The organism is Microbulbifer maximicatervae (SeqCode) (assembly GCF_052467825.1).
On the sequence record NZ_CP174327.1, the window covers coordinates 294,290 to 313,530 of the forward strand.

The window sequence follows — 19,241 nt, forward strand, 5'->3', positions numbered from 1 at the left end:
GGATTCTTCCATTTCTCTTAGTGGAAACCAGCGCGGTAAAATTAATAGCTGTGCCGGCTTTCCAGATTATTACTGCGCGTTAAACCAATGACGATCACTGCGTGACAGCAGTTTTTCTGCCTCTTCTGGCCCCCAGCTACCTGCAGGATAGGGCTGCGGCTGATTAGCCGTTTCGCGCCAATGCTCAATAATTGGATCCACCCACGCCCAGGCAGCGGCAACTTCGTCACGGTGGATAAAGAGCGCGGGATTATTTGCTGCAGCATCCAACATCAGGCGCTTATAAGCGTCGCTGCGGAAGCTGTCGTAAGTATCAGAAAGGGTTAAATTCAATTCAGCCGGTTGCAACTCGGTGGTGAGACTGTCCATTTTCTTCGCCATCAAAACCAGTTTGATACTTTCTTCTGGCTGTAAGCGAATAACCAAACGGTTGGGAACAATCTTTCCGGCTGACTCATCGTACACATGATGAGAAACATTTTTGTACTGCACTACAATTTCGGCACAGCGCTTTTCCATGCGTTTACCAGTACGCAAGTAAAACGGCACCCCTGCCCAACGCCAACTATCGATATGCGCTCGAATGGCAACGAAGGTTTCGGTTGAACTGGTTCCACCGTCGAGCTCATCGAGGTAACCAGGAACATCATTGCCATTGATTTGCCCAGCTATATACTGGCCACGCACAACGTTTTTATCGACCAAGTTTCCGGTAAGCGGGCGCAAAGCCTCAAGCACCTTAATTTTTTCTGCACGGATATTCTTCGCCGACATACTGTTGGGAGATTCCATGGCGATAAGGCACAGCAGTTGCAGCAGATGGTTTTGCACCATATCCCGCATAGCACCAGTTTCATCATAAAAACCTGCACGCCCTTCCAGGCCTACGGTTTCTGAAATACTGATCTGGATATGATCAATGGTTTTTGCATCCCAAAGATGCTCAAACAATACATTGCTAAAACGCAGTGCAAGAAGGTTTTGGACAGTTTCTTTACCCAGGTAGTGATCGATACGGAAGATACTATCTTCCGGGAAGTAACTGGCAATTTTACTGTTAATTTCATCAGAGGTTTGGGCGTTATAGCCCAGTGGCTTTTCCACTACGACTCTGGAATTTCCAGTAATAAGGCCTTTTACTGAGAGGTTTTCACAACAGGGACCAAATACTGCGGGCGGTATTGCCAAATAGAAAATACGAACCCGCTCTGAGTCGGAACCGAGAATTTCTGCCAGGTGATCCCACTGGCTATCCGGTACGGCGATATCCAGTGCGATCGGACAAAGTAATTGGCTAAATTGGTCCCAGCTCGAAGCACTGTACTCACCCTCACGGAGATATTTTTGCAGTGCCTGGTGGGCTGTATCGATATATTGATCAACATCTGACTGGCGGCGACACACCGGAAGGATGCGACAGCCCTCAACCAAGCTGCCCTCTCTAAATGCTCGGTAAAGTGCCGGTAGTAACTTGCGCAGTGCAAGGTCTCCGCCTCCACCAAATAACACCATATCAAAAGGGTTAATCATAAATTTTGCTCTGAGATCGTTCTTGTCTCGGAGCCTGTTTGGCTCCGTAATAATCAATAAAGAATACTTGCACCGGTCTCTGCACCACTGGCAAGCCCGCGCATATTAGCGAATAGTTCACGGCCGGTACCACGGGCACTTTCAGACAGGTCACACTGGGCCGGCTGGCGGGCATTAAATTCAGCTTCATCTACCAGTACGCGTAAAACACCAGCCTCTGAGTCGAGTTCAATCATGTCACCCTCTTGCACCTTGGCAATTGCACCGCCTTCTACGGCTTCCGGTGACATATGAATGGCCGCTGGGACTTTCCCGGAAGCGCCGGACATACGCCCATCGGTGACTAATGCCACTTTAAAGCCACGATCCTGCAGCACCCCCAGCGTCGGTGTCAGCTTGTGCAGTTCAGGCATACCATTGGCGCGAGGCCCCTGGAATCTCACTACAGCGACAAAGTCACGCTCTAGCTCACCGGCTTTGAATCGCTTGAGCAGGTCGTCCTGGTTATCCAGGACAATGGCAGGCGCCTTCACCTTGAGATGCTCAGATTTAACCGCAGAGACTTTGATTACACTGCGCCCAAGGTTTCCTTCGAGCAACTGCAAACCACCATGCTGGGAGAAAGGGTCAGTGGCTGGACGAATGACCGTCGTATCACCGCTCTCTTCTGGAGTGGGTTTCCAAACCACACCGCCAACATCACTGTTGAGGAAGGGGTCTTCACAGTAGGGTTCGAGACCGGAATTACCGAGTACCGTGTGCACATCATCGTGTAAAAGGCCAGCGGAGCGGAGTTCGCGAATCAGGAACTGCATACCGCCGGCTGCGGCAAAGTGGTTGATATCCGCAGTGCCGTTCGGGTACACATGACAAAGCAGCGGCACCACTTCAGAGAGGTCGGCCATATCCTGCCAAGTCAACTGAATACCTGCTGCACGCGCCATCGCAATAAGGTGCAATGTGTGGTTTGTGGATCCGCCGGTAGCGAGCAATCCCACCACTCCGTTGACAAATGCTTTTTCGGTGAGAATTTTAGCCACCGAAGTGTGCTGGCTCGGTTCAGTAATTTTTACCAATTGCGCCACGGCAGCTTCATTTAATGCCGAGCGCAAATCAGTACCGGGGTTTACGAAGGAACTGCCGGGCAATTGCAGTCCCATAATTTCTACCAACATCTGGTTACTGTTGGCAGTGCCGTAAAAGGTGCAGGTGCCGGCACTGTGGTAGGAAGCACTCTCGGCTTCCAATAGTTCAGACCGCCCTACTTTACCTTCAGCATACAACTGGCGAACCCGGACTTTTTCCGCATTGGACAGGCCTGTGGGCATTGGACCCGCAGGTACAAAAATTGAAGGCAAGTGGCCAAAAGAGAGAGCACCAATAACCAGGCCGGGGACAATTTTGTCGCAGATACCCAGGAATATGGCTCCTTCGAAAACATCATGCGAAAGCGCGATTGCTGTGGACATGGCAATCACATCCCGCGAAAACAGGCTGAGTTCCATCCCTGCACGCCCTTGAGTCACCCCATCGCACATTGCCGGTACGCCACCGGCAACCTGGGCCGTTGCGCCATTGCGCGCAGCTGCCTCTTTCAATTGAGCAGGGTAGGCACCATAAGGCTGATGAGCGGACAACATATCGTTGTATGCGTTGACGATACCTAGGTTCGGCCCCCGCCCAGAGGCGATCAACTGCTTATCACCTTCCGGAGATGCGGCTATTGCGTGGGCCAAGTTTCCGCAAGACACATGTGCCGCTGCCCGCCCTTCAATATGCGCTTTCTCAACCTGCGCCAGGTACTCTGCACGAGTTTCTTCGCTGCGCTTAATGATGCGTCCGGTAACGGTCTGAAGCTTGCTGTGAACCATGACTATTCCGTAATAACTCTGTTGAGGTGGTCTCTAGTTACAAAAACCACCAGGGTCACATTTCAGTGGCATCAGCCACCTGTGATTATCTTTCCGTGGAGCGCCTTTCGGCGGAATGGCTCCCACTGCAACCCTTTGGTTGTAGTGCCATCAATGTCCTATTGCCCAATCGTAAACCTGAAGCAGGAGGAACAAAGTTGCTTTTATCAGATCGCTGGAAACCCAATTATTCCAGCGGACAACCTTTCAGCCCACGGCAAGACTGCTTATGGAGACTCATGGGAAATCCTGTTATCGGGTAGAAATCTCACTTCCGAACCTCTTCCCGCTCTTAGAGCTGAATGTTAGTGATCCAACAATGCCGGAACCTCCTCCCCACTGAGGTGGTAGAGACTTTGGACGCCCGGCTTGAGTAATTCACCCAATCTGTAGCCACTCAATCTTATTGATGCGCATTATGTAGTAAAACTACAAAAAACTTCAAGAGGCTTCAAATAGTGATTGAAGATGTTGACCAGGGGGACAGGCAGATAGGAAGTATTTGGCGTAAAAGCCATCATTTTCTTTAATACTGGGAAACTTAATGACTTCATTCAGTCACAAAGTGAAAGGTTGGCCTCACTTAGGTGTAGGATTTTTACAGACAAATGATAAGGTCTGGGAGTCTCAAAGAATTGGGATAAAAAACTACAAATTACCCACAAATTAAGAAAGGAGGCGCACCCCATAAGCTAATTGCAGACTCATAACTGTTAAAATCCCACCTTCCAGCAATACTTACTTGTCGATGCCAGCAAGGCCAAGGCTCAGATAGAACTAGTTGATGCATGAAAGTCACAATTAACGATGTTGCCGAGCGCGCCGGCGTATCTATCAAAACAGTGTCCAGGGTGATCAATAATGAGCCCTCTGTACGCGCAGCCACTCGGCAAAAAGTGCTCGACGCAGTCAAAAGCCTGAACTACACACCCAGTCTGGCAGCGCGGAATCTGGCGGGGACACACTCCTATTCCATCGCATTTATTTATGACAACCCTAATGCCCACTACGTTATCGATATGCAAAACGGCATATTGGAAGCCTGCAGAGCAAAAGGGTATGAGCTACTTATCCATCCTTGCAATTCGAAATCTCCAGTTATCCACAACGACCTAAATAAACTTGTCGAGCACGGCAAAGTAGCCGGATTGGTCCTGACCCCCCCTTTTTCAGAGTCACCTTCTTTTATCGATACGCTCCAATCCATGAATGTGGAATTTGTGCGAATTATTTCCTCCACCAATACAGAGAAAGCAAAGGGAAAGTCTATACAGATTGACGACCGCCAGGCCGCCTACAATATTACCCAGCACCTACTTTCACTCGGGCACAAGCGTATCGCTTATTTAAGCGGAGGCGAGGAGCACCTTTCCACATTGGGGCGCCAAAATGGATACAGCCAGGCACTCGAAGATGCAGGAATAGCAGTAGACCGACATTTGATTGTTGAAGGGAAATATTCATTTGAATCGGGCGAGATCAATGCGAGAAAGATCCTCGACAGCGACAAACCTCCCTCAGCAATATTTGCCGCTAATGACGAAATCGCAGCGGGCGCTCTATTTGCCGCCCGTATGTTAAAGATTGATGTTCCCGGGCAAGTCTCTATCGCAGGATTTGAAGACAGCCCATTTTCTCGACAAACCTGGCCCAAACTTACAACCGCACACCAACCCAACCAGGAAATCGCCCGTTCGGCAGCAGAATTACTGCTTGAGAAAATTCAGTGTAAAAGTTCAAAAGAACTCAATGGTTCTGGGCAAGAGAGTGAAACATACCGTAGCTTCACCCCCGAGTTAATTATTCGACAATCCACTGGCCCCGCGCCCAAATAACCCCTTCAGCTTAAGAGAGATCTGGAAAGTTAATTTCGTCGATAAATTTCACGCCCCAGGCTCCAGGTCCTATTCACTTGCAGATCCTCACCTAATAAAACCATATCCGCTCGGGCCCCTTCAGTGATTACACCTGCTCCCAGACCAAGGAACTGCGCCGGATACAAACTTGCCATGCGCAGCGCTTCCGGCAATTCAATCCCACACCAGTCGCGGATATTTTTAACCGCACCGATCATATCTAAGTGAGAACCCGCTAATTCTCCGGTACTGGAGGTCAGTTTATCCCCTTCTCGTGTAACCACTCGATCAAATAGGGGAAAACTGGTGGCATCACTGCCCACTAGCGACATTGCATCGGTTACCAGTAACAACTTACCGCGAGGTTTTGCTTTCAAAGCTAACGCCATAGCGCCGGTACTGACATGGTGGCCATCGGCAATTAATCCACACCAGGCGTCATCCCGGATCAGGGCTGCCCCCACCATACCCGGCTCACGCGAATGAAACGGGGACATTGCATTGTATAAGTGGGTAAATCCTGTCGCTCCAGCATCCAACGCAGCTTCAACAATTTCAGCACTCGCATTCGAATGGCCGAGACAAACATGAACCCCCAGGGAAACCAACTTTCGGATATCGGATACCGATACACATTCTGGCGCCAGAGTGACCAAGCGGATTCCCAGGTCTTCCCGGGCGTAGAGGGAGAGCTCCTCATGACTCAAAGAGCGGATAAACCCTCCTTCATGGGTACCCTTTTTGGCCTCACTTAAATGCGGCCCCTCAAAATGTACTCCAATCACACCCGGAACACCGCTGGACAAGGCCCCACTTACCGCATCGGCTGCCCGCTGCATCACTGGAAAGCTATCCGTAATCAAGGTGGGCAGGAAAACACTGGTACCAAACTGACTATGGGCTTCGCTTATTTTCTGAAGCGCATTAACTGAGGGCTCCTGATTAAACAGTACACCACCACCACCATTGACCTGGATATCAATAAAGCCCGGCACCAACAAACCCGGTAAGCGCTCAGCATCGGAACTCACACCCCCACCCACTGCGGAAATCAGTCCGCTATCTCCAATGGTGATAGCAACATCTGCAAGTATGCGCTCGCCATCAAATAGCTTTTCAGCAATCAGGATAACCCCCACTTCCCCCTCCCAAATATTATTTTCTGTTTTATTCAGACTGTCTGAGTAACTTTCTTTAAACCCGCCGGCTCATCGGGATTAATCCCCCGACTTACCGCCACGTGGGCCACATCGATATAAAAACGCTGCAACAGCGCGAGTGGAGCCACCCTCGGGTGAACCCCCTTACTCGGCACATGCAAATTAATCAGAGCCGCCCCACGCCGTCGAATTTCATCGATCTGCTGGCTGTGTGTGGGGAATGACTCATCCTCGATTGGAACATTCACCACTGTCAATTTCCCTTCCACCAGCGTAACGGGGCCATGCAAGAATTCCGCACTGGAATAGGACTCCGCATGGATATTGCAGACTTCTTTTAACTTCAGCGCCAGTTCCCGGGTAATCCCATAACCGGGACCCCGCCCCAAAACTACCAGATTTTGTACCGAGGCCAGGTTTTCCGGGCGCAATTGAATTTCTGCCCGCACCGCAGATCTCAAAGTTTCCGGCAACTTTTCCAGAGCACTACAAAGAGCGGGGTCCTGCGTCCAATTGGCGACCATCTGCAGTATCGCAGATAGGGTCGCTAGATAACTTTTTGTAGCTGCAACCGCTTTTTCCGGGCCAGCCTTTAGGGGTATTACCAAGTCAACCACATCTTTAATCGGCGCATCTTCATCGTTAAGCAAAGCGACTGTATAAGCCCCCTGCTCTCTCGCCATGCGGGCCTGGGTCAGAATATCTGGGCTTCTCCCAGACTGGGAAATGACGATAACCAGGGCCTCATCGAGCTTTAATTTGCGACCATAAACACTGGAGACCGACGGTGCGGCAGCAAAAGTAGGGGTACCAGTTTCAATCTCTATCAGATACTTGGCAAAGACGCCCGCATGATCAGAAGAACCCCTCCCCACAATCATCACAAAACGAGGAGGCTTCTGGCGCAGCCGCTCTCCCAGATGGGACATTATATTGGCATTGGAATGCAGCTGTTCAGCAATCCTATCCGGCGCCTCACGAGCCTCAGCCTCCATGACCGTGGTAACCATAATACTTCCTACCTGACTCACTCAAAATATGAACCCAGTTCTCACATTAATACCGAGCTCCATCAATCAGTCTATGCCCAGCAGTACTTCGCCTCGGTTAATTGACGCCATTAATCGTCCTGCTTTGTTTTCAAACGCCCACTAGCTCGCCAACCCGATACCCCATTACTGTCACAACAAAACTGGAATTGGGTATACCTTTTTAATCTATGCTTAAGGCACCCCTATCAGTTGCTCTCGATCATACCTACAGGAAGGATCAATGCCCCAAACCCCGGGCAGTTACACCACACAAAAATGGCGTTTAATCATTCTCCTTGTAGTTGCGAGCTTACTGAGCAGCTGCTCCAGCATTCAATTCGCCTATAACAACATTGATTACTGGATACGCTGGAAGCTTCGTGACTATGTCGACTTAAATTCCCAGCAAGAGCTGGAGTTTCAAGGGGCTCTAAACAGCTTCTTTCACTGGCACCGCCAAACACAGCTACCAAAATATGCCGATTTCCTGAGCCAACTGGCAGATAAAGTAGATCAAGGTCAACTTGAGAATCCTCAGCTGGCTCCGGTTGAAAAAGAGGTGTACCACTTCATCGAAAGCGCCAGTAACAACGCCTTCAACTTAATGCTTCCTATTGTGGCGCAGTTAACGCCACAACAGATTGATCGCCTGCAACACAACTTGGCCAAAAAGCAGCAGAAAACACTGGAAAAATGGCAGCGCTCGCCTTGGAAAATACAACGACACCGCGATCGGCAAATTCGCCGGGAGAGCAGGCGATGGCTGGGAAGTTTAACCGAGCAACAAAAGCAGCTGATCGCAGCCTGGGTAAAGCAGGTAGAGTACAACCCTGTTTTACGTAACGAACAACATATGATTTGGCAGCAACATGCCATTGAGCTTCTCCGACAGAAGCCTGATGGATACCAACAACAGTTGCGCGGTCTGCTGGAAAACCCAGACCAACTTTGGTCCGACGAATATCGCAAGGCGCAAGAGCAGCGCAAAACCCAAGCTCGCGAACTGGGAGAACAAATTCTATCCAGTACCAGCCCCACACAACGCCGTCATCTAAGCAAAACTCTGCGCGACTATGCCCAGGACTTCCGCTCTCTAGCCAGCCAATAATCAGACGCCCAGATCCCAACACCACCGCCGAACTAATGAACGACATGACACCTCAAAAATCTAGCGTATCCAGGATAAATTCCACCCAATAGATTCAAGAGAAACTAATAATCATGTGTGATTTCCTGCTGACGAAAGCGACCTAAGGCTGATAAGCTCGCCAACTCACATTACCAGCCAGGGGAATTCAAGTGCATATCGAATCCGCCACACAGGAACAATTGATCGAGTGGGAAAAAGAATTAAGCGCTCACTACAACAAGATCTGTCAACACGAGTTAAGCCTGGATATCACACGTGGAAAGCCCTCGGCGGAGCAATTAAAACTTTCCGATAAACTTGATGGAATTCTCTCCGGTGACTATCGAGCGGCAGACGGTACCGACACTCGCAACTACGGTGGCTTAATCGGCCTGACCTGCTCAAGGGAGCTGGGAGCCGAAATGCTTCAAGTGCCGGTCAACGAAGTGATTGCCGGAGGCAACAGCTCTCTCACACTGATGTATCACGCCCTAGTCACCGGTTACCTGTTCGGCTTTGCGGGCACTACCCCCTGGCGCGAATTAAAAGCTCCCAAATTTCTCTGTCCTGTTCCCGGCTATGACCGCCATTTTACGATCTGTGAGCAGCTGGGTATCGAGATGATTAACGTGCCCATGGGAGAGCAGGGGCCCGACATGGAGCTTGTGGAAAAGCTCGTGCGCGAAGATGCAGAGATTGTTGGTATCTGGTGTGTGCCCAAGTTTTCAAATCCAACAGGAGCCACTTACAGCAAGGAAACTGTAGAAAGATTGGCGCAGCTGGGACAATTTGCCGGCGCTAGCTTCCGGATATTTTGGGACAATGCCTATTCGGTGCACGACATTGGCAACTATGTAAATCTGCCAAATATTCGCACAGCAACCCTGGAAAATGATACTGCAGACTCCGTAATACAGTTTGCCTCAACTTCAAAAGTCACCCATGCTGGCGCAGGCGTTGCGTTTGTGAGCGCCAGCCAGGCAAATCTCGATTCCCTCAAAGGCCAAATGCAGGCAATGACCATTGGTCCTGACAAAGTCAACCAATTGCGTCACTCGAGATTTTTTACCGAATACACCAGCCTGACAGAACACATGCATAAACATGCAGATATTCTTCGCCCGAAGTTCGAGTGTGTTCTGGAGCATTTACATAATGCCCTCACCGATGCAGATATGGGTACTTGGGAAAAACCTGAAGGGGGTTATTTTGTTTCCTTTAATACCCTTCCCGGTTGCGCAAAAGCAGTGGTTAAAATGGCTGCGGATGCCGGAGTAAAATTAACACCTGCCGGCGCTACCTTCCCTTATGGTAAGGACCCTGAGGACAGCAATATTCGTATTGCACCCAGTTTCCCACCGCTGGAAGAACTGGATACCGCAATGTCTGTTTTCGTCCTCTGTGTCAAACTGGTGAGTCTACGTAAAAAGCTTGGCAAAATTTAACCATCCAAAATGCCAGGTGAGATTTCCTGAATCTTCAAAAAAGGCAGCTTTACGCTGCCTTTTTCATAAAGAGTCACTTCTAAGTCAGCTGGATAAATAACGTTTAGCAAACTTCTCGTCCACTTTTGATAAATCAACAACGACCAGCCCATCCACAGCATCGCAAAAATCCGGGTCAATATTAAAGGCGTGAAAACTGGTCCCTCCCGTTTTAGTAACAGAGGCATACTTTTTAAATAGGGGAGGTAGCATAACGCCCTCCTCACGCAAAATATGCTTCAATTGACGCATATCTGACACCGAATCCCCAAGTAATTCAGGCAGTTCAGATTGTGCTTCCGGAAATGGCAGTCGAGCATCCCCCAAGGAGTTTTCAGGAGCAAAATAATGGGAAAAATAGCGCACAATAACGGACTTCGCTCTCACGGAAAATGTACCGGGCATAGACACTGGGCCAAATAGGTAGCGTACCTTATTGCGCAATACCCACTGTCCAATAGCACACCAGAGCAGGTCTAACCCGCGCCCTCTCCAATATTCCGGCAGTAGGAAGCTACGCCCTAGCTCAGCAGAATCTGGCAGGCACTGCCGAGGAGGCTGCGGGTAATTAAATAGCGTACTGCTGTATATCTGATCATCCGAGAGCGCCTCGGTCGCTGCTATGCGGTAAGCTCCTGCAATCTGTCGATTTTCTGCATCCCACAACAATAGATGGTCGTAATGAGCATCAAACGCATCCCAATCCCGGCTCTGCCCGGTCCCTTCCCCCACTGAGCGAAAAGCAATCTCCCTCACTCTGGCCAATTCCCGCATGACGGGGCAATCTGCTTTCTGCCGATATAAACGCACAGAAAAATTACCCAGTTCAGAGAGTGATACACAGGACTCAACCACTCGCGCTACATCGGCTTTTGGCTCAGCTTCAACAATTAATTCCGGTCCCAGAGGGGCCGGCGAACGATGTAATTGGTAGACATGTTTGCGCCACAAGGCAGCCTTGGCGCGGGGTGTTAGCGGCCAGCTACGAAAGTGTTCCGCTTCCAGGGGACGTCCTATACGAATATCGATACTGCGGCTGGCCTGTTTAAACATCTCCCTAATCAACCATAAAGTCGAGAGAGGCTTGTTCAACATTGAGAGGCCATAGAACCACCAAGAATTTCTCCCTAAAACCTGCACCGGCAATATCGGCGCATTGGTTTTTTCCGCAAAACGGGCAAAGCCTGAATTCCAGCGTCCATCCCGAACCCCATGGGGGGTGAGCCTGGATACTTCTCCCGCCGGGAAAATAATAATCGCTCCCCCGTCACCTAAATGGCTATAGATACCTTCAATATCGGCTCGACGGGTACGCCCATTAAAGTTATCTACGGGCAATAAACAGGGGCGCAGGGATTTTATGTTCCATAATAATTGGCTTGCGACAGCTCGAACATCTTTCCGTACCCGCGCTACCATATCGATCAGAGCGAGACCATCCAGGCTTCCTAAGGGGTGATTAGACACAATCACCAGCGGCCCACTAGTGGGAACCCGAGCCAACTCTGATGGATTTAATTCGTAGCGAAAATTCAAGTCATCGAATACTTGGCGAATAAAATCCAGGCCGCCAAGGTGGGGGTAACTGCTGGTAAATTCCTGTAGCTGCTCCTCACAACAGATTTTCTTTACTGTGGCAGAAACCAATTTTCGCGTGGTTTTTTGTGGTGCCGCGCTGTACCAGGCGTTTTTCTGTAAAAGAGTCTCAAGATGAATCATGCCGCAACCACCTCTGTCATTATGCTGGCAATTTTTGGAGTCCGATACCAATGTAAAAGATCTAAATTGCCATCCTGTTGTTCTACAACCGCACTCATAGAGTCGACCCAATCACCACAATTCGCATAGGTCACAGCATCCCCACACACTGTTTTATTTCTAAGGGCAGGCCTATGGATATGGCCACAAATAACACCATCGAACCCCCGCAATATCGCTTCACGGGTGGCGACATCCTCAAAATCACTCATCATTTGTCGAGCAGCACCCACACGATTTTTTATTTGGCTGGCCAGCGACCACCAAGGCTTGTTAAACCGATTGCGCCAATAATTGATCCAGCGATTAAAGCGCAGCATCAGGTAATAACTGCGATCGCCGATATGGTAACTGATTGGATTTATTTTAATTCGGTGTTCAAACTGATCGCCGTGGGTTACCCAAAAGCGGCGCCCATTAGAAGCAGTGTGGATATAGTCTTTTTCAATTCGGATATTGCCGAGCCGCTTTCCGGCCCAGCTGCGCATTGGCGCGTCGTGATTTCCAGGAATATAAATGACTTCAGGCGTCAGGCTACTTAATTCGGAAAGCATTTCCAGTAGCAGCGAAGAGGCCTGACACCATGTACCTCGTCCTTGAGCGAGTGCCTGCATATCAAAAATATCCCCAACCAGATAGACCGTATCGGCGCGATTCTGAGCCAGAAAATCTGCAAGTCGATGGGGCTCACTGTCTCTGCTGCCCAAATGGACATCGGAAATCCACAGTGCGCGATAGCGATTGCTCATAGCAAAGTTCCAGTCTGTACCAGTTATCAGCCCATAAAAATCAGGGCAGATACGCGGCAAAAATATAGGTCGTCGCTTGAGCTAACTTGAGAAAAATCGATAAATCCGTATTTGCTCTCTTGCTAGCAAATTGAGATCAACTAAATACAGAACGGCGTTGATCGTCAGCGCAACCACTTTGCAGCGATTTGATGACAGTCAGGAGGATTTTTATTGAAGCTTATATTGCAGAGGAAAAAAAGGTGCAGCGGATGATTTTGGCGCTAAAAACCGGGCATAGAGCCCGGCCTGATTCAGAGTAAAAATAAAGCTCACTCTGTGTCCTGGGGATGACGGATAGGCGGGGCAAAAGGAAACTTGGCAACTTTGTCACCCTTTACTTCAACAATCTTGCCGGTGCCCTCTTTTTCCACTTCATCGATACGCACGATGCTGTGCATCGGGATATAGGAACGGGTTACCGAAGCAAATTCGGTTTTCAGCTTTTCCTCACTGGGATCGACCACAAGCTGAGCCTTTTCCCCAAATACAAACTCCTCCACCTCGATAAAGCCGTACATATCACTTTGATAGATGGCCCGAGCGTAGAGTTCGTACACTTGGTTTTGATTGTGGAAAATAACTTTATAAATCGGGTTGGCCATAAGTCTCTCAGGATGGGGATGACCCCGAAGCTCAAATTGATCAAAGAACGGGCAAAGCCCGAAAAAGCGCGCAAGAATAGCACAGGTTCGCAACAGCTAATATAGCCATCTATGCAGTGCCGGGTCGTATCGCTATAATGCCCCACCCTAATTGTTGACCAGTTTTTAACCAGGCGCGATATGTCCGAAACATCGGTGAAAAAGCTATATATTAAGACCCACGGCTGCCAAATGAATGAGTACGATTCCGCGAGGATGCGCGATCTGCTCGGCGAGTCCCACGACATGGTACCTACCGACGATCCCGACGAGGCGGATGTACTATTGGTCAACACCTGTTCTATCCGCGAGAAAGCCCAGGAAAAGCTGTTCCACCAGCTGGGCCGTTGGAAGCACCTGAAGGAAAAAAATCCCGACCTGGTGATTGGTGTTGGCGGCTGTGTAGCCAGTCAGGAAGGCGAGGCGATTGCCAAGCGCGCACCCCATGTAGACTTGATCTTTGGTCCCCAGACCCTGCATCGCCTGCCGGAGATGATGGAGACCAAAGAGCAAAAAAGCGGCGCAGTTATCGTCGATGTGAGCTTCCCAGAGATCGAGAAGTTTGATCGCCTGCCCCAGCCAGAGGCCGACGGCGCCACCGCATTTGTCTCTATTATGGAAGGCTGCTCCAAGTACTGTACTTTCTGCGTGGTTCCCTACACCCGTGGCGAAGAAGTCAGCCGCCCTGTGGCCGATGTACTCGAAGAGATCGCCCATCTGGCAGACCAGGGTGTCCGCGAGGTGAACCTGCTTGGGCAAAACGTAAACGCCTACCGCGCTACGGGAGAAGATGGCCACGAAGTGGATTTCGCCGAGTTGATCACTTATGTGGCAGCGATCGATGGCATCGACCGTATCCGCTATACCACCTCTCACCCGGTAGAGTTCTCCGATGCGCTGATCGATGTCTACGGACAGGTACCAGAACTGGTTAGTCACCTTCATCTGCCCGTACAGAGTGGCTCCGACCGCATTCTGATGGCAATGAAACGCGGCCACACCGCCCTGGAGTACAAATCCAAGATCCGCCGCCTGAAGAAAATTCGCCCGGATATCTGCCTGTCTTCAGACTTTATTATCGGCTTCCCCGGCGAAACTGACAGGGACTTTGAAGCGACCATGAACCTAATCCAGGACGTGGGCTTCGATATCTCCTTCAGCTTTATATATTCCCCTCGCCCGGGCACCCCAGCTGCCGACTTGGCCGATGACACGCCGGAAGAGGTGAAAAAGCAGCGCCTACAGCTGCTGCAAGCGCGGATTAACCAGCAGGCTGCAGCTATTGCGCGCCGCATGGTTGGCAACACCGAGCGTGTGCTGGTAACCGGCGTTTCCAAAAAGGACCCCGGACAGCTGCAAGGCCGCACCGAGAACAACCGGGTAGTCAACTTCCGTGCGGACGACCTCGCCCTGATCGGTAAATTTGCCGATGTTGTGATTGAAGAGGCCCTGCCAAACTCCCTGCGCGGTACTTTAGTCACATCTGAGCTGGAAGAAGACCTGTTCTAAGACTTTGTGATTACCTCAAATAGCGGCAAGATGTACTTCGAAAGCACATCCTGCCGCCAAATTAGGCTCAACTTGCCCCCCAAATTACGCCCCGTAATTAAAATCAGGTAAAGTTAGAACCTATTTGTAGGAATCACCTCTTTCCCCTTTAGGGAAAATGGGTATACCCTAGCAATATAACCCCTGGATTAAAGGTGCCGGAAACCAATTTGGAAACACAAACCCTCGCTCACAGCATCACTCTCGAGCCCAACGACGCACGCCGTCTCGCCAATCTCTGCGGTCAGTTCGACCAACACCTACGCCAAATAGAACAGCGCCTGGATATCGAAATTCGAAATCGTGGCAACCAGTTTTCATTTTTCGGCGATGCCAAATCGGCGCGTGCCGCTGGCGAACTACTCAGTAGGCTCTACAAGGAAACCGGTACCAAGGACTATCTCACTCCAGATGAGATTCACCTGGCTCTGCAGCAAGCGGGAGTTGAAGAACTCACCGGCCAGGATGGTAGCGGTGACTCCAGCGAAGCTGACCAAGTAGTACTGATTCGCACGAAGAAGTGCTCGGTACGCCCCAGAGGGCTCAATCAGCGTAAATACGTTCGCGCTGTGCAGACCAATGATATCAATTTCGGTATCGGACCCGCCGGTACCGGTAAAACCTACCTGGCAGTAGCCTGTGCTGTGGAGTCTCTGCTCAAGGATGAAGTTGAGCGAATCCTCCTGGTCCGCCCCGCCGTTGAAGCCGGCGAGAAATTGGGCTTCCTGCCCGGTGACTTGAGCCAAAAGGTAGACCCTTACCTCCGCCCACTCTACGACGCCCTCTACGAAATGCTCGGTTTTGAAACTGTTGGCAAGCTGATCGAGCGCAACGTTATCGAAGTGGCTCCCCTTGCCTATATGCGCGGGCGCACCCTGAATAACGCCTTTGTTATTCTCGATGAGAGCCAAAATACCACCCGCGAGCAGATGAAAATGTTCCTCACGCGGATTGGCTTTGGCTCAACCGCCGTAATTACCGGTGACCCCAGCCAGGTCGACCTGCCCCGTGGCCAAGCTTCCGGTTTGCGCCATGCTGTTGGAGTACTGGGGCGGGTTAACGGAATCAGCTTTACCCACTTTGGAGCCAAGGATGTGGTTCGCCACCCCCTCGTGCAGCGCATTGTGGAGGCCTACGATATTCATGAAGCTGAGCTGGAAATGGCCTCGGCAGATCGAATTTCCAATAAAGCCGATGAGAATGCCGCTTAGAGTCCGCACCTGAGTTATGACTGATTTAATACTCGATGTGCAGCGGGTCAGCCGCTGCCACGACATCCCTTCCGATGAGGCTATCAGCAACTGGGTATCCAAGGCTTTGACCGGCCACCGCAACGAAGCGGAACTGTCGGTGCGAATCGTGGACGAAAGTGAGAGCCAGGAACTTAATCACCAGTATCGTGGCAAGGATAAACCCACTAACGTTTTATCCTTCCCTACCGATTTTCCTGCGGAGCTGGATCTCCCGATGCTTGGAGATCTTGTGATCTGTGCCCCAGTAGTTGAACTGGAAGCGGAGCAACAGAGCAAATCACTATCGGCGCACTGGGCACATATGGTGGTCCATGGCACACTGCACCTTCTAGGTTATGACCATATCGAAGATGCAGACGCTCAGGTTATGGAAAGCCTGGAAACGAAGTTGCTCGCCAACCTCGGCATTGCAGACCCCTACGCCCCACTGGATGAAGTGGGATGATAGCCGCTGTACCACCGAAGTAATGGCAAACTGCTACTGAATTTTATCTACAAACGAGAGAACCCCGGAGCATGGCCACTTCCATGACCACAGACGAGCCCCCAAGTAGTCACTCAGCGAGCAAATCCCGCGCGAGTGAAAAAAGTTGGCTGGAAAAGCTGTTCAGCGCCTTTTCAGCTGAACCCAAGTCTCGCGACGAATTATTGGACATCATTAAGGACGCCGCTGAAAATCAGCTGGTAGATGCTGAAGCGCTCTCTATTATCGAAGGCGCACTGGACGTTTCCAGCCAGCAAGTCCGCGAGATTATGATTCCACGCTCGCAAATGGTTGTGGTAGGCCTTCACGATAAGCCGGAAGAGTTCCTCCCCAAAATTATTGATTCGGGGCACTCCCGATTCCCTGTCGTCGGCGAAAGTGTCGATGATATACGCGGGATATTGCTCGCCAAAGACCTGCTCCCTCTCCTGTTGAAAGGTTTCGACGGATTTCAGCTCGAAGACCTGATCCGCCCAGCCAATATTATTCCCGAGAGCAAGCGCCTCAATATCCTGCTGCGCGAGTTCCGTGAGAACCGCTACCATATGGCGGTCGTGATAGACGAGTACGGCGGTGTATCCGGTGTTGTGACTATCGAAGATATCCTCGAGGAAATTGTCGGTGAAATCGAAGACGAGACCGACGAGGAAGAAGCGGATAGTTATATCCGTAAAGTTGGGGAAAACGATTTTATCGTTAAAGCTCTGACTCCCATTGAAGAGTTCAATGAATTTTTCGAGAGCGCCTTTAGTGATGAAGAATTCGACACTGTCGGCGGTCTTATTATGCAATCATTCGGCCATTTGCCGGGCCGTGACGAAGTCACCCGACTGGGTGACTTTATGTTCCGGGTACTCTATGCAGACAGCCGCCAGATACACCTTTTGCGGGTTGCCCATATGCGCAAACCGCCAGAAGAAGACAGCTGAGTACCGCTCATTACTGCAAGCCTTAATACACTGATACCCTGAGCGAACGGGGTATCCTGACAACAACTTTATGCGCAGATTATTTTCTCCTCTCGCCAGCGTTGTAGCTGGCGGGTTGATGACACTTTCATTTGCCCCATTTAACTATTGGGTATGTGGCCTGCTGTCCCTGACACTATTCGCCTGGATTCTGCTCTCTGCAGCCAAAGGGCAGGTGCTACCGGGTCGCAAAAGCTTCTGGCTCGCCCTCTGCTATGGATTGGGCCTCTTCGCCAGCGGGGCTTCCTGGGTCTACGTTTCGATTACAAATTTTGGCAACTCATCGGTGCCATTAGGACTGGCCCTCACCGGAAGCTTCGTCGCTATTATGGCGCTGCTGTTAGCCGCGCCCTTCTACATTCTGGGCCGCTTCACAGATAATAAATTCAGCTTCGCTCTGGCTTTTGCCGCATTGTGGTTTATCAGTGAATGGCTGCGCAGCTGGGCCTTTACCGGTTTCCCCTGGCTCTTCGCCGGCTATGGCCATACAGAAACCTGGCTAGCGGGCTGGGCGCCGATTTTGAGTGTCTACGGCATAGGCCTGCTATTGGCATTTACCGGCGCAGTGCTGGCCCTGGTTGTCAGTGGCCGCCTATCCCCGCTCAAGCGGCACAGCCACATCATTCTACTCACTGCGGCACTGGCCCCCTGGCCAATAGGAGCTGCCCTCTCCCAAGTGGAGTGGACCTCCGCAAAAGGTCCTCTTATCAGCGTTGGGCTGGTGCAGGCTAATATTCCTCAGGAAAAGAAGTGGTTGCCAGAGTTTCGCGGGGAAACTATCAGTCGCTACCAGGAGGGTACTCGCGCCCTTAGCGATCAGGATGTAGACGTTATTATCTGGCCCGAAGCCGCCCTGCCCATGCTCTACGGGCAAGCCCCCAACCTTATGCAGGCGCTGCAACGCAATGCTGAGACTACCAACATCGATTTGATCACCGGTATTCTCTATGACACCCGGGGTTCGGCACAGGAGCGGCCGAGTATTCACAACTCCGCCGCTGTTTTTGGCCAGAGCCCCAGCGTGTATCACAAGCGCCACCTGGTCCCCTTTGGTGAGTATGTACCGTTAGAGGATTTTATTCGGGGCACTATCGAGTTTTTTAATCTCCCCACTTCCTTTATCCGCTCAGGCCCGGACGAACAATCGCCGCTCAATGCTGCTGGTGCAAGCTGGGCGCCGCTTATCTGCTATGAGATTGTCTATCCCAGGCTGGTTGCCGACTCAGCACTGTCTTCCCAGGTTTTGCTGACCATTAGCAATGATGCATGGTTCGGGACCTCTATTGGCCCCTTACAACATATGCAAATGGCGCAGATGCGCGCTTTGGAAACTGGTCGCTACCTGGTGAGGGGGACAAATACTGGTGTGACGGCAATTGTGGACCCCAAGGGGAAGGTTATTAAAAAACTCCCCCAATTCGAGCGCGCGAATATGACCGGGGATATCAGAGCGATGAGTGGCGCCACTCCGTTTATGCTAGCCGGCATCTCATTGGTATTTGCCTTGGCGCTCCCAATGCTGGCCCTGGCCCTGTTTTTACGCCGTAGGGTGGAACCCCAATCCAACTCCCCTCTCAGTGGCGAGCTACCCGATTAAAACCACTCCCTGCCGGGTGGCCATCGGTAAGCTACCGCCACTGAATATCACTGCTATGCTCCATTCAATTTTCTAGCGAATATAAGGCAAGGTGATTCCCC

General features: G+C 50.9%; 15 protein-coding genes. 8 read left to right on the forward strand and 7 right to left on the reverse strand.

Annotation, left to right across the window (positions count from 1 at the left end; all coding sequences use genetic code 11):
* Positions 1-69: 69 nt before the first annotated feature.
* Both zwf and edd read right to left on the reverse strand, forming a co-directional pair.
* A complete protein-coding gene (zwf, locus tag ACJJII_RS01355; RefSeq protein ID WP_444915689.1) occupies positions 70-1,530 on the reverse strand; it encodes a glucose-6-phosphate dehydrogenase in 1,461 nt (486 codons plus the stop codon).
* Positions 1,531-1,583: 53 nt separating this feature from the next.
* On the reverse strand, positions 1,584-3,401 hold the full coding sequence (gene edd / locus ACJJII_RS01360; RefSeq protein ID WP_444918049.1) for a phosphogluconate dehydratase: 1,818 nt from the start codon (positions 3,399-3,401) through the stop codon (positions 1,584-1,586).
* 827 nt (positions 3,402-4,228) lie between these two features.
* Here edd and ACJJII_RS01365 point away from each other — a divergent pair.
* On the forward strand, positions 4,229-5,275 hold the full coding sequence (locus tag ACJJII_RS01365) for a LacI family DNA-binding transcriptional regulator (protein ID WP_444918050.1): 1,047 nt from the start codon (positions 4,229-4,231) through the stop codon (positions 5,273-5,275).
* Between the two features lie 29 nt (positions 5,276-5,304).
* Here ACJJII_RS01365 and nagA read toward each other — a convergent pair whose 3' ends face one another.
* Positions 5,305-6,435: an N-acetylglucosamine-6-phosphate deacetylase gene (nagA, locus tag ACJJII_RS01370; protein WP_444918051.1), complete on the reverse strand. Its 1,131-nt coding sequence runs from the start codon at positions 6,433-6,435 to the stop codon at positions 5,305-5,307.
* A gap of 32 nt (positions 6,436-6,467) precedes the next feature.
* On the reverse strand, positions 6,468-7,466 hold the full coding sequence (nagB-II, locus tag ACJJII_RS01375) for a glucosamine-6-phosphate deaminase NagB-II (protein ID WP_444915685.1): 999 nt from the start codon (positions 7,464-7,466) through the stop codon (positions 6,468-6,470).
* Between the two features lie 262 nt (positions 7,467-7,728).
* Here nagB-II and ACJJII_RS01380 point away from each other — a divergent pair, with 262 nt between their 5' ends.
* Positions 7,729-8,595, forward strand: a complete 867-nt coding sequence (locus ACJJII_RS01380; protein WP_444915684.1) for a DUF6279 family lipoprotein — start codon at positions 7,729-7,731, stop codon at positions 8,593-8,595.
* Positions 8,596-8,786: 191 nt separating this feature from the next.
* A complete protein-coding gene (locus tag ACJJII_RS01385; protein WP_444915683.1) occupies positions 8,787-10,061 on the forward strand; it encodes an aspartate aminotransferase type Ic in 1,275 nt (424 codons plus the stop codon).
* 84 nt (positions 10,062-10,145) lie between these two features.
* On the opposite strand, the gene olsF is transcribed toward ACJJII_RS01385, so the two are convergent.
* The 3 genes from olsF to ACJJII_RS01400 form a co-directional block, all read right to left on the reverse strand.
* On the reverse strand, positions 10,146-11,819 hold the full coding sequence (gene olsF, locus ACJJII_RS01390; protein ID WP_444915682.1) for a bifunctional ornithine lipid synthase OlsF: 1,674 nt from the start codon (positions 11,817-11,819) through the stop codon (positions 10,146-10,148).
* Positions 11,816-12,607: a UDP-2,3-diacylglucosamine diphosphatase gene (locus ACJJII_RS01395; RefSeq protein WP_444918052.1), complete on the reverse strand. Its 792-nt coding sequence runs from the start codon at positions 12,605-12,607 to the stop codon at positions 11,816-11,818. The genes olsF and ACJJII_RS01395 overlap by 4 nt, the downstream gene beginning before the upstream one ends.
* Before the next feature lie 311 nt (positions 12,608-12,918).
* Complete coding sequence (locus tag ACJJII_RS01400) at positions 12,919-13,251, reverse strand: DUF1820 family protein (protein WP_172975496.1); 333 nt, start codon at positions 13,249-13,251, stop codon at positions 12,919-12,921.
* A 180-nt stretch (positions 13,252-13,431) separates the two neighbouring features.
* Between ACJJII_RS01400 and miaB the strand changes: the two genes are divergently transcribed.
* The 5 genes from miaB (at position 13,432) to lnt (ending at position 19,140) form a co-directional block, all read left to right on the forward strand.
* Entirely contained in the window at positions 13,432-14,799 is a 1,368-nt protein-coding gene (gene miaB, locus ACJJII_RS01405) for a tRNA (N6-isopentenyl adenosine(37)-C2)-methylthiotransferase MiaB (RefSeq protein ID WP_413663105.1), read from the forward strand.
* 194 nt (positions 14,800-14,993) lie between these two features.
* On the forward strand, positions 14,994-16,049 hold the full coding sequence (locus tag ACJJII_RS01410) for a PhoH family protein (RefSeq protein WP_413663106.1): 1,056 nt from the start codon (positions 14,994-14,996) through the stop codon (positions 16,047-16,049).
* A 16-nt stretch (positions 16,050-16,065) separates the two neighbouring features.
* Positions 16,066-16,536, forward strand: coding sequence for an rRNA maturation RNase YbeY (gene ybeY / locus ACJJII_RS01415; RefSeq protein ID WP_444918053.1), 471 nt, complete (start codon positions 16,066-16,068; stop codon positions 16,534-16,536).
* A 71-nt stretch (positions 16,537-16,607) separates the two neighbouring features.
* Positions 16,608-17,504 carry a CorC family transporter gene (locus tag ACJJII_RS01420; protein WP_413663108.1) on the forward strand — a complete coding sequence of 299 codons (897 nt, stop codon included), beginning with the start codon at positions 16,608-16,610 and terminating at the stop codon, positions 17,502-17,504.
* Between the two features lie 70 nt (positions 17,505-17,574).
* Entirely contained in the window at positions 17,575-19,140 is a 1,566-nt protein-coding gene (gene lnt / locus ACJJII_RS01425) for an apolipoprotein N-acyltransferase (RefSeq protein ID WP_444915681.1), read from the forward strand.
* The last annotated feature ends 101 nt before the right edge of the window (positions 19,141-19,241 follow it).